The sequence below is a fragment of the Streptomyces sp. NPDC043812 genome, assembly GCF_056436245.1.
Genome location: NZ_JBWKCY010000003.1, coordinates 91,200 through 104,871, shown reverse-complemented (window position 1 = coordinate 104,871; position 13,672 = coordinate 91,200). Strand labels below are relative to the sequence as shown.

The following is a 13,672-nucleotide window of genomic DNA, read 5'->3' as shown; positions in this document are numbered from 1 at the left end:
GGAGCCTACGTATCGATCCGACATCGACCCGAGACGGGCCTCCACCGACCCGGCGTCTGCAAAGAATCAGGACCCTGCGTGCCCGCGACTCCTATCCACGTGCCCGAGCCGAGCCGTACCGACCCGGCGCTGATCCGCAATTTCTGCATCATCGCGCACATCGACCACGGCAAGTCGACCCTTGCCGACCGGATGCTTCAGCTGACCGGTGTGGTCGAGCAGCGGCAGATGCGTGCTCAGTATCTCGACCGTATGGACATCGAGCGCGAGCGCGGCATCACGATCAAGTCCCAGGCGGTCCGTCTGCCGTGGGCGCCCACCGAGGGGGAGGGTGAGGGCAGGACCCACATCCTCAACATGATCGACACCCCTGGGCACGTCGACTTCACCTATGAGGTGTCGCGGTCGCTGGCTGCCTGCGAGGGCACGATCCTCCTGGTCGACGCCGCTCAGGGAATCGAGGCGCAGACCCTCGCCAACCTCTATCTGGCGATGGAGAACGACCTCACGATCGTTCCCGTCCTCAACAAGATCGACCTGCCGGCGGCGCAGCCCGAGAAGTTCTCGGAGGAGCTCGCCGGGCTCATCGGCTGCGACCCCGAGGACGTCCTCAAGGTCTCCGCGAAGACCGGGGTCGGCGTGGAGGCGCTGCTCGACCGGGTGGTCCGTGATGTCCCCGCCCCGGTCGGCGTCGCCGATGCCCCCGCACGCGCGATGATCTTCGACTCGGTCTACGACTCGTACCGCGGCGTCGTCACCTACGTCCGAGTCGTCGACGGGCAGCTGAACAAGCGCGAGCGCATCAGGATGATGTCCACCGGCGCCACCCACGAGCTCCTCGAGATCGGTGTGTCGTCCCCCGAGATGACGCCGTCCGACGGCCTCGGCGTCGGCGAGGTCGGCTACCTCATCACCGGTGTGAAGGACGTCCGCCAGTCCAAGGTCGGTGACACCATCACCAGCCTGAGCAAGGGCGCCACCGAGGCGCTCGGCGGTTACAAGGACCCGAAGCCGATGGTGTTCTCGGGTCTGTATCCGCTGGACGGTTCGGACTACCCCGAGCTGCGTGATGCCCTCGACAAGCTGCAGCTCAACGATGCCGCCCTGGTCTACGAGCCGGAGACGTCCGCGGCCCTCGGCTTCGGCTTCCGCGTCGGCTTCCTCGGCCTGCTGCACCTCGACGTGATCCGGGAGCGGCTGGAGCGCGAGTTCGGCCTCGACCTGATCGCCACCGCCCCCAACGTGGTCTACCGCGTGACCATGGAGGACGGCACCGAGCACACGGTCACGAACCCGAGCGAGTTCCCCGAGGGGAAGATCGACGAGGTCCACGAGCCGATGGTCCGGGCCACGGTCCTCGCGCCCAGCGAGTTCATCGGTTCGATCATGGAGCTCTGCCAGACCCGCCGCGGCAGTCTGCTCGGCATGGACTACCTCTCCGAGGACCGGGTCGAGATCCGCTACACCCTGCCGCTCGCCGAGATCGTCTTCGACTTCTTCGACCAGCTGAAGTCCAAGACGCGCGGCTATGCCTCCCTCGACTACGAGCCCACCGGCGAGCAGGCCGCCAGCCTCGTCAAGGTCGACATCCTGCTGCACGGCGACAAGGTCGACGCGTTCTCCGCTATCACCCACAAGGACGCTGCCTACGCCTACGGTGTGCGGCTCGTCGCGAAGCTGCGCGAGCTCATCCCGAGGCAGGCGTTCGAGGTGCCGATCCAGGCGGCGATCGGCTCGCGGGTCATCGCCCGCGAGACCATCCGCGCCATCCGCAAGGACGTTCTCGCCAAGTGCTACGGCGGTGACATCTCCCGTAAGCGGAAGCTGCTGGAGAAGCAGAAGGAGGGCAAGAAGCGGATGAAGATGGTCGGTTCCGTGGAGGTTCCGCAGGAGGCCTTCATCGCGGTGCTGTCCAGCGACGAGGGCGGCAAGAGCAAGAAGTAGACGTAGGCCGGCCGGGGCACCGCCCCGGCCGGTGGTGTGTGCACGGCCGGAAGCCGTCGCATCCCGCCCGCAGGTACGCCGAAAAGCGCCCGTCCCGTCGAGGATGGGCGCTTTTCAGCCATCCGTGCATATGTCAATCGTTACATGTACTAGGCATCGATCGACTGCTCCAAAGAGCCGACCTGCGGTCCGTTCGTTATGAAGCGGCAGCCCGCAGGCTCTTACGCGCCGCCGGAACGCCCTCTACCCTGATCACGGCTCGATGGTTACTCGCCAGTTAAACAACCAGCCAGTTGTGCAGTGCTGCCGCAGGCCCGGAGGACGTCGTGAGCGAAACCCACACCCAGATCGAGAACCGCCCGCCCTCGGTGGCGACGCTCTTCGCCGAGCGCGTGGCGGCCACGCCCGACGGCGAGGCCTACCGCTATCCGGTGCCCCCCGCCTCGGGCACGGGGCCCGACGAGTGGAAGTCCCTCAGCTGGGCCCAGGCCGCCGAGCGGGTGTACGCCATCGCCGCCGGACTGATCGATCTCGGGGTCCAGGCCGAGGAGCGGGTCGCGCTCGCCTCCGCCACCCGCGTCGAGTGGATCCTCGCCGACCTGGGCGTCATGTGCGCGGGCGGGGCGACCACCACGGTCTACCCCTCGACGAACGCCGAGGAGTCGGCGTTCATCCTCTCGGACTCCGACAGCCGGGTGCTGATCGCCGAGGACGCCTCCCAGCTGGCCAAGGCGCGTGAGCGCCGTGCCGAGCTGCCCGCCCTGAGGCACGTGGTGGTCATCGACGGCGCGGGCATCGAGGAGGACGTGGCCGACCCGGAGGGCTTCGTCCTCACCCTCGCCGACCTCGAGGCCCGCGGCGCGGCGTACCTGGAGAAGCACCCGGAGGCGGTCAAGGAGCGGACCTCGGCGATCACCGCCGACCAGCTGGCCACCCTGATCTACACCTCGGGCACCACGGGCCGCCCCAAGGGCGTACGGCTGCCGCACGACAACTGGTCGTACATGGCCAAGGCCATGACCGCGACCGGCCTGATCGGACCGGACGACGTCCAGTACCTGTGGCTGCCGCTCGCGCACGTCTTCGGCAAGGTGCTGACCTCCGGACAGATCGAGGTCGGTCACGTCACGGCCGTCGACGGCCGCGTCGACAAGATCATCGAGAACCTGCCGGTGGTCCAGCCCACCTACATGGCGGCCGTGCCCCGCATCTTCGAGAAGGTCTACAACGGAGTCGCGGCCAAGGCTCGTGCCGGTGGCGGCGCCAAGTACAAGATCTTCCAGTGGGCGGCCGGGGTCGCCCGCGAGTACGCCAAGGTCTCGCAGGACAACTTCCGCCGCACGGGCTCGGCTTCGGTGCCCTTCGGCCTGGGCGCCAAGCACAAGGTCGCCGACACGCTCGTCTACTCCAAGCTCCGTGAGGCCTTCGGCGGCCGGCTGCGCGCCGCCGTCTCCGGCTCGGCCGCGCTTGCCCCCGACATCGGCTACTTCTTCGCCGGCGCCGGTATCCACATCCTGGAGGGCTACGGCCTCACCGAGTCCAGCGCCGCCTCCTTCGTCAACCCGGGTGAGGCGTACCGCACCGGCACGGTCGGCAAGCCGCTCCCCGGCTGCGAGGTACGCATCGCGGACGACGGCGAGATCCTGCTGCGCGGCCCCGGCATCATGGACGGCTACCACAACCAGCCGGAGAAGACGGCCGAAGTCCTCGAGTCGGACGGCTGGTTCCACACCGGAGACATCGGCGAGCTGTCCGCGGACGGCTACCTGCGCATCACCGACCGCAAGAAGGACCTGATCAAGACCTCCGGCGGCAAGTACATCGCGCCGGCCGAGGTCGAGGGCCAGTTCAAGGCCGTGTGCCCGTTCGTCTCCAACATCCTCGTGCACGGCGCGGACCGTAACTTCTGCACCGCGCTCATCGCCCTGGACGAGCCGACGATCCTCGGCTGGGCGGGGGAGAACGGTCTGGCCGGCAAGTCCTACGCCGAGGTCGTCGCCTCCCCGCAGGCCGAACAGCTCATCGAGGGCTATGTGAAGCGCCTCAACGAGGGGCTGCAGCGCTGGCAGACCATCAAGAAGTTCCGTCTGCTGCCGCGTGACCTGGACATCGAGCACGGCGAGCTGACGCCCAGCCTCAAGCTGAAGCGGCCGGTCGTCGAGCGGGAGTACAAGCACCTGATCGACGACATGTACGCGGGCTCGCGGGAGGCGTGAGCCGCCGGCGGGACGTGATCGCGGCACGGAACCGCGACACAGGTCGTACGGAGTGATCTGCGTAACACACCGTACGACCAGGCACAACGGAAAAGGACCCACCCAGTTCGGTGACTCCCTGCTTATGGCCCGGCTCGGTCTGTCACGCTGTCGGTGTCATAGCGGCGCACGCCAGCACCGATCAGGAGCCGCACGTGGGGTCCATTCCGTTGCAGCGAGACACCGGAAGCCGGGCAGCCCCCGCATCCGCGGGGGTCGCCGGGGTACGCGTCAGCCTGCCCGGGAGCCTGTTGGCGCCGGGCGCCGCACGCAGACTCGTCCGTGCGGCCGTCGCCGACTGGACCGCGCTCGGACTGCTCGACGCCTGCGCCCGCTGCCAGGGCCTGGACGGCGGCTGCCCGCCCGGCTCCCTGTGCTCCGAACGGCTGGCCGACGACGCGGCGCTCGTCGCGGGGGAACTGGTCACCAACGCCGTCGTGCACGCGGGCACGGCGGCCGAAGTGCTGTGCCGCTACGACGATCCCGGCGGCGACGAACCACCGGGGCTCTTCGTCGAGGTCTCCGACCACCACCCCGACCGGCCGGTCCACAGCCATCCGCACGGCTCCGAGCAGTCGGGCACCCGCGACTACGGCCGCGGGCTTCATCTCGTGGGCGCCCTCGCCGAGCGCTGGGGCATCACCTACAGCGCCGCGCTCAAGACCGTGTGGGCCCGGCTGCCGCTCGACGGCCGCGGTATCCGGCCGCGCCAGGGCACGGAACCCGTGCGCGTGCTCGACACCGCGCCGACCGGGTTCCCCGGCCCCCTCGGTGTCACGGCCCCCGACCTGCCGCCGGCGGGACGCGACGACCGGGACTGGCTCGCCCGCGGCGGTGCCGCCTCGTTCCTCGCCGAGGCCTCCGATCTGCTCGCCGGGCATTTGGACGAGGACATGGTCGCGGCTCTCGCCGGACAGCTGCTCGTGCCGAGGCTCGCCGACTGGTGCGCCGTCTGGCTCGACGCCGAGAACGACCGGCACGGGCGCCGCGAGGGCGGCCGGGATGCCGCCGCACCACGCCTCGCCGGGATCTGGCACCGCGACGAGACCGCCGTGGAGGAGCTGCGGGACGCACTCGGCGAGGAGCCGCCCAAACCGCCGGACCCCGGGTACGGCGGGCCGGTGCCGGTCCCGTGGCCCGTCCGGGGCCGCCGCATCGGCCGTGGCGCCGCCCCGGGCAGCGGTGCCGGGCCGCGGAGCGACGGGGCTCTCGGCGACGCCGGCGACGCCGATGTGCTGGAAGGTCCTCACGGCCCCACTGCGGGCCTGCCCACCCGGGCGGCGGACGGACCGGAGTACGGCGCGGCGCCCGGGGCGGCCCTCGCCTACCGGCTGGCCGTGGGCGGGCGCGGCCTCGGTGTGCTCGTCGTCGGCCAGCAGGGCGCGGTCAGGCTGCCCGACGAAGTGACCGCCCTCATCGAGGACTTCGCGCGGCGCGTGGCCCTGGCCATCAGCGCGGCACGCGAATACACCCGGCAGGCCACGATCAGCCGGGTGCTGCAGCGCGGACTGCTGCCGAGCAAGGTCGGCCAGATCCCCGGTGTCGACACCTGCCTCGTCTACGAGCCCAGTGGCGACGGCGTCGCGGGCGGCGACTTCTACGACGTCTTCCCGGCCGGGTCCCGCGGCCGGTGGTGCTTCGTCCTCGGCGACGTCCAGGGCAGCGGCCCCGAGGCCGCCGTCGTCACGGGGCTCGCCCGCCCCTGGCTGCGCCTCCTCGCCCGCGAGGGCTACCAGGTCGGCCAGGTCCTCGACCGGCTCAACGGTTTGCTCCTCGACGACGCCATGGAGGCCGCCGAGGCCGCCGCCCTGCTCGTCACCGGCGGGCACGGCCCCGGCCTGCCGGAGGGCCAGCACTCCCGCTTCCTGTCGCTGCTCTACGGGGAGGTGGTGCCGTCCCCCGAGGGCGACGGCGGTGCCCGGTGCACCCTGGCGAGCGCCGGTCACCCGCTGCCACTGCTGCTGCGCCCCGACGGCACGGTGACGGCCGTGGCCGAGCCGCAGGTGCTGCTCGGCGTCGTGGACGACGTCGCGTACGAGTGCAGCACCTTCGACCTGGCGCCGGGCGACACACTGCTGTGCGTGACCGACGGGGTGACCGAGCGTCGCTCCGGTCCGCGGATGTTCGACGACGAGGACGGTCTCGCGGCAGTCCTCGCCGGCTGCGCGGGTCTGTCCGCCAAGGGGGTCGCCGAGCGGATCAGGGCGGCGGTGCACGAGTTCGCGCAGACCCCGCCCGGCGATGATCTCGCGCTGCTGGTGCTCCAGGCGGGGCAGCCCGGCGGGTGACGCCGCGCGGGTCGGGGACCGCCGACGGGTGACGGACAATGGGGGGCATGCCTTCCGTACTGCCCGACGGCGAACCCGTGCCCGAGGACGGCTCGCTGCCCGCGTCCGCCCTCGACGGCGCCGGTGACCGGCCGCTCGCGTTCTATCTGCACGTGCCCTACTGCGCGACCCGCTGCGGCTACTGCGACTTCAACACCTACACCGCGACCGAGCTGCGCGGTTCGGGCGGAGTGCTTGCCTCCCGTGACAACTACGCGCAGACGCTCGTCGACGAGATCCGCCTCGCCCGCAAGGTGCTGGGGGACGGCCCGCGGCAGGTACGAACCGTCTTCGTCGGCGGCGGTACGCCGACGCTGCTGGCCGCCGGGGATCTCGTGCGGATGCTGGACGCGGTGCGTGAGGAGTTCGGTCTCGCAGACGGTGCCGAGGTGACGACGGAGGCGAACCCCGAGTCGGTCGACCCGGCGTATCTGGCGGAGCTGCGGGCGGGCGGCTTCAACCGGGTCTCCTTCGGAATGCAGAGTGCCCGGCAGCACGTGCTGAAGGTGCTCGACCGCACGCACACCCCCGGCCGGCCGGAGGCGTGCGTCGCCGAGGCGCGTGCGGCGGGCTTCGACCACGTCAACCTCGACCTGATCTACGGCACCCCGGGTGAGAGCGACGACGACTGGCGGGCCTCGCTGGAGGCCGCGGTCGGGGCGGGGCCGGACCATGTGTCGGCGTACGCGCTGATCGTGGAGGAGGGCACGCAGCTGGCGCGGCGCATCCGCCGCGGCGAGGTCCCGATGACGGACGACGACGTGCACGCCGACCGCTATCTGATCGCCGACGAAGTGCTCGGCGCGGCAGGTTTCGACTGGTACGAGGTCTCCAACTGGGCCACCGCCGAGTCCGGCCGCTGCCTGCACAACGAGCTGTACTGGCGCGGCGCGGACTGGTGGGGCGCGGGCCCCGGCGCGCACAGCCACGTGGGCGGGGTGCGCTGGTGGAACGTGAAGCACCCCGGTGCGTATGCGGCGGCGCTCGCGGAGGGGCGTTCGCCGGGGGCGGGCCGTGAGCTGCTGTCGGCGGAGGACCGGCGCGTGGAGCGCATCCTCCTGGAGCTGCGGCTGCGGGAGGGCGTGCCGCTGACACTGCTGCGCGAGGCCGGGCTCGCGGCGGCGGGGCGGGCGCTCGCGGACGGGCTGCTGGAAGAGGGCCCGTACGAGGCCGGACACGCGGTCCTGACGCTGCGGGGGCGGCTGCTGGCGGACGCGGTCGTGCGGGACCTGGTGGACTGAGCGCGCGCTCCCCTCGCCTCCCCTTGGCCGGGGAGGGGAGCGGCCCCCGTTCAGACTCCCGGCGCCGTCACGAAGTCGATCAGTTCCTCCACCCGCCCCAGCAGCGACGGCTCCAGGTCCTTGTAGGACCGCACGTGCGACAGGATGTGCTGCCACGCCGCGCCCGTGTTGTCCGGCCAGCCCAGGGCCCGGCAGACGCCTTGCTTCCAGTCCTGGCCGCGCGGGACCGTCGGCCATGCGGGGATGCCGACCGACGACGGTTTCACCGCCTCCCACACGTCGATGTAGGGGTGACCCACCACCAGCACGTGCGGGTCCGTCACCGAGGACGCGATGCGGGACTCCTTCGAGCCGGGGACGAGATGGTCGACCAGGACACCGAGGCGCGCGTCCTGCGCGGGGGCGAAGTCCGCGACGACAGCGGGAAGATCGTCGATGCCCTCCAGGTACTCCACGACCACGCCCTCGATGCGCAGATCGTCGCCCCAGACCCGTTCGACCAGTTCCGCGTCGTGGCGGCCCTCCACGTAGATGCGGCCCGCGCGGGCGACGCGGGCGCGGGCGCCGGGGACCGCCAGTGAACCGGAGGCCGTACGGGAGGAGCGGGCCGGGCCGGACGGCGGGCGGACCAGGGTGACGACCTTGCCCTCCAGCAGGAACCCGCGCGGCTCCAGCGGGAACACCCGGTGCTTGCCGAACCGGTCCTCCAGCGTGACCGCCCCCGCCTCGCAGCGGATGACCGCCCCGCAGAAGCCGGTTGCGACCTCCTCCACCACCAGATCGGGCTCCGCCGGGATCTCCGGGACGGGGGCCGAGCGCTTCCAAGGAGGCGTCAAGTCAGGGCTGTAGCTGCGCATATCGGATGACCATACGGCGGGGTGTTCTACGACACGCCGAAGCGCGCCGCGAGTTCGTCCCGCTGTGCCCGCACGAACGCCGCGTCCACGACCGCCCCGTGCCCCGGCACGTACAGCGCGTCCTCGCCGCCGAGTGCCAGCAGCCGGTCGAGCGCCGCCGGCCAGCGCGGCCCCATCGCGTCCGGGCCCGCCTGTGGTTCGCCGGACTCCTCGACCAGATCGCCGCAGAACACGACCTCCCGCCCGCCCGGCACCAGCAGCGCCAGGTCGTGGCCCGTGTGGCCGGGCCCCACATTGGCCAGCAGCACCTGCCGGCCGCCGAGGTCGAGCGTCCACTCACCGCTCACCGGGTGGTGGGGCGGTACGAGCAGATCGGTGGCCTCCGCGGCGTCGATGGCCGCGACCCCGTGCCGGACGGCGTCGGAGCGGATCGCGTCCCGTTCGCGCCGCAGCAGCGTGTCCATGCCGACGGCTCCGTAGACCTCGACCCCCGAGAAGGCCGCCGTGCCCAGCACATGGTCGAAGTGGGGGTGGCTCAGTGCGATGTGTGTCACGTGGCGCCCGCCCAGCAGCGCCTGCGCCTGGGCGCGGACCTCGGCGCCCTCGCGGATCGTGGAGCCCGTGTCGTACAGCATGACGCGGTCGTCGCCCACCACCAGACCGACGGTCGCGTCCCAGGTGGGCATTCTGCGCCGGCCGACTCCGGCGGCGAGCTGTTCCCACCCGAAGTCTTCCCAACGGACGTCCATGCGACGACGCTATCCGCATCGACCAGCGCAAGTCTCGCGATAGCGTGGTCGGCCGCCCTTGCTAGGGGCCCACCCGGCAGCCGTACACTGGCCGGGGGAATGCTGGCACTCGGCCGTATCGAGTGCCAGGGGACACACACCGAGGACCGGCAGCTGGAGGTGCGCGCGATGCTCAGTGAACGCAGACTCGAGGTCCTGCGCGCCATCGTCCAGGACTACGTCGGCACCGAGGAGCCCGTCGGCTCCAAGGCGCTCACCGAGCGGCACCGGCTCGGCGTCTCCCCGGCGACCGTACGCAACGACATGGCCGTGCTGGAGGAAGAGGGCTTCATCGCCCAGCCCCACACGAGCGCGGGCCGCATCCCCACGGACAAGGGGTACCGGCTCTTCGTCGACAAGCTCGCCGGAGTCAAGCCGCTGTCGTCGCCCGAGCGCCGGGCCATCCAGAACTTCCTCGACGGGGCCGTCGACCTCGACGACGTCGTCGCCCGCACGGTTCGGCTGCTGGCGCAGCTGACCCGGCAGGTCGCCGTCGTGCAGTACCCCTCGCTGACCCGCTCGACGGTTCGGCACGTGGAACTGCTCTCGCTCGCGCCCGCCCGGCTGATGCTCGTGCTGATCACGGACACCGGACGGGTGGAGCAGCGGCTGGTGGACTGTCCGGCGCCGTTCGGCGAGACCTCGCTGGCCGATCTGCGGGCCCGGCTCAACAGCCGTGTCGTCGGCCGCCGTTTCGCGGACGTGCCGCAACTGGTGCAGGATCTGCCGGAGTCGTTCGAGACCGAGGACCGCGGCACGGTCTCCACGGTGCTCGCGACCCTGCTGGAGACCCTGGTCGAGGAGACCGAGGAACGGCTGATGATCGGCGGCACCGCCAATCTCACCCGCTTCGGACACGACTTCCCCCTGACGATCAGGCCGGTGCTGGAGGCGCTCGAGGAGCAGGTCGTGCTCCTCAAGCTGCTCGGCGAGGCCAAGGAATCGGGCATGACCGTGAGGATCGGGCATGAGAATGCCCACGAGGGACTGAACTCCACGTCCGTCGTCTCGGTCGGCTACGGTTCGGGCGGCGAAGCAGTCGCCAAACTCGGCGTGGTCGGACCGACCCGCATGGACTACCCCGGAACGATGGGAGCGGTACGCGCAGTGGCACGTTACGTCGGACAGATCCTGGCGGAGTCGTAAGTGGCCACGGACTACTACGCCGTACTTGGCGTACGCCGCGACGCATCGCAGGACGAGATCAAGAAGGCGTTCCGGCGCCTCGCGCGTGAGCTCCACCCGGACGTGAATCCGGACCCGAAGACGCAGGAGCGCTTCAAGGAGATCAACGCCGCGTACGAGGTCCTGTCGGACCCGCAGAAGAAGCAGGTCTACGACCTCGGCGGAGACCCGCTCTCGCAGGCCGGCGGCGGCGCCAGCGGCTTCGGGGCGGGCGGCTTCGGCAACTTCTCCGACATCATGGACGCGTTCTTCGGTACGGCGTCGCAGCGTGGCCCGCGCTCGCGGACCCGCCGCGGCCAGGACGCGATGATCCGGCTGGAGATCGAGCTCAACGAGGCGGCCTTCGGCACGACGAAGGACATCCAGGTCGACACCGCCGTGGTGTGCACGACCTGCTCCGGCGAGGGCGCGGCGCCCGGTACGTCCGCGCAGACCTGTGACATGTGCCGCGGCCGCGGTGAGGTCTCGCAGGTGACACGGTCGTTCCTCGGCCAGGTCATGACCTCGCGCCCCTGCCCGCAGTGCCAGGGCTTCGGCACGGTCGTGCCGACCCCGTGTCCGGAGTGCGCCGGCGACGGCCGCATCCGCTCGCGCCGCACGCTGACGGTGAAGATCCCCGCGGGTGTCGACAACGGCACGCGCATCCAGCTCGCCGGCGAGGGCGAGGTCGGCCCGGGCGGCGGCCCGGCGGGCGACCTGTACGTGGAGATCCACGAGATCGCGCACCCCGTCTTCCAGCGGCGCGGCGACGATCTGCACTGCACGGTGACGATCCCCATGACGGCGGCGGCTCTGGGCACGAAGTGTCCGCTGGAGACGCTCGACGGCGTGGAGGAGATCGACATCCGGCCCGGCACGCAGTCGGGCCAGTCGATCCCGTTGCACGGACGTGGCATCACGCATCTGCGTGGCGGCGGTCGGGGCGACCTGATCGTGCACGTCGAGGTGACGACGCCGACGAAGCTCGACCCGGAGCAGGAGCGGCTGCTGCGGGACCTGGCGAAGCTGCGGGGCGAGGAGCGGCCGACGGGGCAGTTCCAGCCCGGGCAGCAGGGGTTGTTCTCGCGGCTCAAGGACGCGTTCAACGGGCGGTAGCCCGAGCGTTTCCCCTACCCGCCCTCCTCCTACGGGCGCCAGGCAGCAGAAGGGAGGGCGGGGTGGGGAACAGGCCGCCGCAGGCGACGCCGCCCGCCCCCGGAACGGGGATTCGGTGCGGCGTCGGGGACGTGGCACGATGCCTGCATGTCCTCCGCACTGGCCGATCTCTGCCGTCATCCGATCGTGCAGGCCCCCATGGCGGGCGGTGCCTCCTGCCCGCAGCTCGCCGCCGCCGTCTCCGACGCGGGCGGTCTGGGATTCCTCGCCGCCGGGTACAAAACGGCGGACGGCATGTACCAGGAGATCAAACAGATCCGGGCCCTGACGTCGCGGCCCTTCGGCGTCAATCTGTTCATGCCGCAACCCGGCACCGCCGACCCCGCTGCCGTCGGGGTGTACCGGGAGCAGCTCGCCGGTGAGTCCACCTGGTACGAGACACCGCTCGGCGACCCGGACGCCGGACGGGACGACGGCTACGAGGCCAAGCTCGCGGTGCTGCTCGACGAGCCCGTTCCCGTCGTCTCCTTCACCTTCGGCTGCCCCTCGCGCAACGCGCTCGAGTCGTTCACCAAGGCCGGCACCTTCACCGTCGTGACCGTCACCACGCCCGAGGAGGCGCAGGCCGCGCAGTGGGCGGGCGCCGACGCCGTGTGCGTGCAGGGGATCGAGGCCGGCGGTCATCAGGGCACACACCGCGACGACCCGGCAGCCGACGGCTGCGGCATCGGGCTGCTCACCCTCATCGAACTCGTCCGGGAGACCGTGCAGCTTCCGGTGATCGCGGCGGGCGGCCTGATGCGGGGCACGCAGATCGCGGGCGCGCTCGCCGCGGGCGCGAGCGCCGTGCAGCTCGGGACCGCGTTCCTGGTGTGCCCCGAGTCGGGGGCGAACACCCTGCACAAACTCGCCATGACCGACCCCCTGTTCGTCCGGACGGAGTTGACGCGTGCGTTCTCCGGGCGGCCCGCCCGCGGGCTGGTGAACCGTTTCATGCGCGAGCACGGCCCGTACGCACCGGTCGCCTATCCCGAGGTGCACCATCTGACGAGCGGGCTGCGCAAGGCCGCCGCCAAGGCCGGGGACCCGCAGGGCATGGCGCTGTGGGCGGGACAGGGCCACCGGCTCGCGCGCGAGCTGCCCGCCGGCCGGCTCGTGGAGGTCCTCGCCGCCGAACTGGACTCCGCGCGCGCCGCGCTGGCGCTGGGTGGTGCGTGATGACTGCTCCCGTGTTCGTCGTCGTCTCGCTGGAGGGCGTCGCGCCCGGCGCGGTCGTCCCCCTCGACGGCCCCGAGGGACGGCACGCCGTCTCGGTGAAACGGCTGCTGCCCGGAGAGGAGATCGTGCTGACCGACGGCACCGGCCGGGGGGCCGCGGGCACCGTGCTGGGGACCGAGGGCAAGGACCGGCTGACCGTCGAGGTGCGCGCCTGCCCCGACGAGCCCGAACCGGCCCCGAGGATCACCGTCGTGCAGGCCCTGCCGAAGGGTGACCGCGGCGAACTCGCCGTGGAGACGATGACGGAGACCGGTGTGGACGCGGTCGTACCGTGGGCCGCGGCGCGCTGCATTACGCAGTGGAAGGGCGAGCGGGGAGCCAAGTCGCTGGCCAAGTGGCGTTCGACCGCACGGGAGGCGGGCAAGCAGTCGCGGCGGCTGCGTTTCCCGGACGTCGCGGACGCGGCAACGACCAAGCAGGTGGCAGCCCTTCTGGCGGACGCGGACTTCGCCGCGGTCCTGCACGAGGAGGGCGCGGAGCCGCTGGCCACCGCCGAACTGCCCGCCGAGGGCTCGATCGTGCTCGTCGTCGGCCCCGAAGGGGGAGTGTCCCCCGAGGAGTTGGCGCTCTTCGCTCAGGCCGGTGCCAGGCCGTACCGGCTGGGCCGCAGCGTGCTGCGCACGTCCACGGCGGGCACGGCGGCGACGGCCCTTCTCCTGGGCCGCACCGGCCGCTGGTCCTGACGGCCGTCGTCGGACCGGC

General features: G+C 71.6%; 10 protein-coding genes. 8 read left to right on the top strand and 2 right to left on the bottom strand.

From position 1 onward, the window contains the following. Positions 1–78 precede the first annotated feature (78 nt). The 4 genes from lepA (at position 79) to hemW (ending at position 7,767) form a co-directional block, all read left to right on the top strand. The gene (gene lepA / locus AC067Z_RS05535) at positions 79–1,944 is read left to right on the top strand and encodes a translation elongation factor 4 (protein ID WP_478788151.1); all 1,866 of its coding nucleotides are present in this window, start codon (positions 79–81) and stop codon (positions 1,942–1,944) included. 326 nt (positions 1,945–2,270) lie between these two features. Beyond that, positions 2,271–4,160: an AMP-dependent synthetase/ligase gene (locus AC067Z_RS05530; RefSeq protein ID WP_478788150.1), complete on the top strand. Its 1,890-nt coding sequence runs from the start codon at positions 2,271–2,273 to the stop codon at positions 4,158–4,160. A 194-nt stretch (positions 4,161–4,354) separates the two neighbouring features. Next, positions 4,355–6,487, top strand: coding sequence for a SpoIIE family protein phosphatase (locus tag AC067Z_RS05525; RefSeq protein ID WP_478788149.1), 2,133 nt, complete (start codon positions 4,355–4,357; stop codon positions 6,485–6,487). A gap of 47 nt (positions 6,488–6,534) precedes the next feature. Then, a complete protein-coding gene (gene hemW / locus AC067Z_RS05520; protein ID WP_478788148.1) occupies positions 6,535–7,767 on the top strand; it encodes a radical SAM family heme chaperone HemW in 1,233 nt (410 codons plus the stop codon). Positions 7,768–7,817: 50 nt separating this feature from the next. Here hemW and AC067Z_RS05515 read toward each other — a convergent pair whose 3' ends face one another. Both AC067Z_RS05515 and AC067Z_RS05510 read right to left on the bottom strand, forming a co-directional pair. Continuing rightward, positions 7,818–8,624, bottom strand: a complete 807-nt coding sequence (locus AC067Z_RS05515) for a DUF3097 domain-containing protein (protein WP_478788147.1) — start codon at positions 8,622–8,624, stop codon at positions 7,818–7,820. A 26-nt stretch (positions 8,625–8,650) separates the two neighbouring features. Beyond that, complete coding sequence (locus AC067Z_RS05510) at positions 8,651–9,373, bottom strand: MBL fold metallo-hydrolase (protein ID WP_478788146.1); 723 nt, start codon at positions 9,371–9,373, stop codon at positions 8,651–8,653. 168 nt (positions 9,374–9,541) lie between these two features. Between AC067Z_RS05510 and hrcA the strand changes: the two genes are divergently transcribed. The 4 genes from hrcA to AC067Z_RS05490 all read left to right on the top strand — a co-directional run bounded on the left by hrcA (position 9,542) and on the right by AC067Z_RS05490 (position 13,653). Then, a complete protein-coding gene (gene hrcA, locus AC067Z_RS05505; RefSeq protein ID WP_478788474.1) occupies positions 9,542–10,558 on the top strand; it encodes a heat-inducible transcriptional repressor HrcA in 1,017 nt (338 codons plus the stop codon). Next, positions 10,559–11,692 (top strand): molecular chaperone DnaJ, encoded by a 1,134-nt coding sequence (dnaJ, locus tag AC067Z_RS05500; RefSeq protein ID WP_478788145.1) that lies wholly within the window; start codon positions 10,559–10,561, stop codon positions 11,690–11,692. Between the two features lie 147 nt (positions 11,693–11,839). Continuing rightward, entirely contained in the window at positions 11,840–12,910 is a 1,071-nt protein-coding gene (locus AC067Z_RS05495) for a nitronate monooxygenase (protein ID WP_478788144.1), read from the top strand. Continuing rightward, the gene (locus AC067Z_RS05490; RefSeq protein WP_478788143.1) at positions 12,910–13,653 is read left to right on the top strand and encodes a 16S rRNA (uracil(1498)-N(3))-methyltransferase; all 744 of its coding nucleotides are present in this window, start codon (positions 12,910–12,912) and stop codon (positions 13,651–13,653) included. The genes AC067Z_RS05495 and AC067Z_RS05490 overlap by 1 nt, the downstream gene beginning before the upstream one ends. The last annotated feature ends 19 nt before the right edge of the window (positions 13,654–13,672 follow it).

What these genes read in the sequence shown, in the direction of transcription:
- hemW (WP_478788148.1), top strand. Translation starts at nt 6,535, where the DNA reads ATGCCTTCCGTACTGCCCGACGGCGAACCCGTGCCCGAGGACGGCTCG.
- AC067Z_RS05515 (WP_478788147.1), bottom strand. Translation starts at nt 8,624, where the DNA reads ATGCGCAGCTACAGCCCTGACTTGACGCCTCCTTGGAAGCGCTCGGCC.
- AC067Z_RS05510 (WP_478788146.1), bottom strand. Translation starts at nt 9,373, where the DNA reads ATGGACGTCCGTTGGGAAGACTTCGGGTGGGAACAGCTCGCCGCCGGA.
- hrcA (WP_478788474.1), top strand. Translation starts at nt 9,542, where the DNA reads ATGCTCAGTGAACGCAGACTCGAGGTCCTGCGCGCCATCGTCCAGGAC.
- AC067Z_RS05495 (WP_478788144.1), top strand. Translation starts at nt 11,840, where the DNA reads ATGTCCTCCGCACTGGCCGATCTCTGCCGTCATCCGATCGTGCAGGCC.
- AC067Z_RS05490 (WP_478788143.1), top strand. Translation starts at nt 12,910, where the DNA reads ATGACTGCTCCCGTGTTCGTCGTCGTCTCGCTGGAGGGCGTCGCGCCC.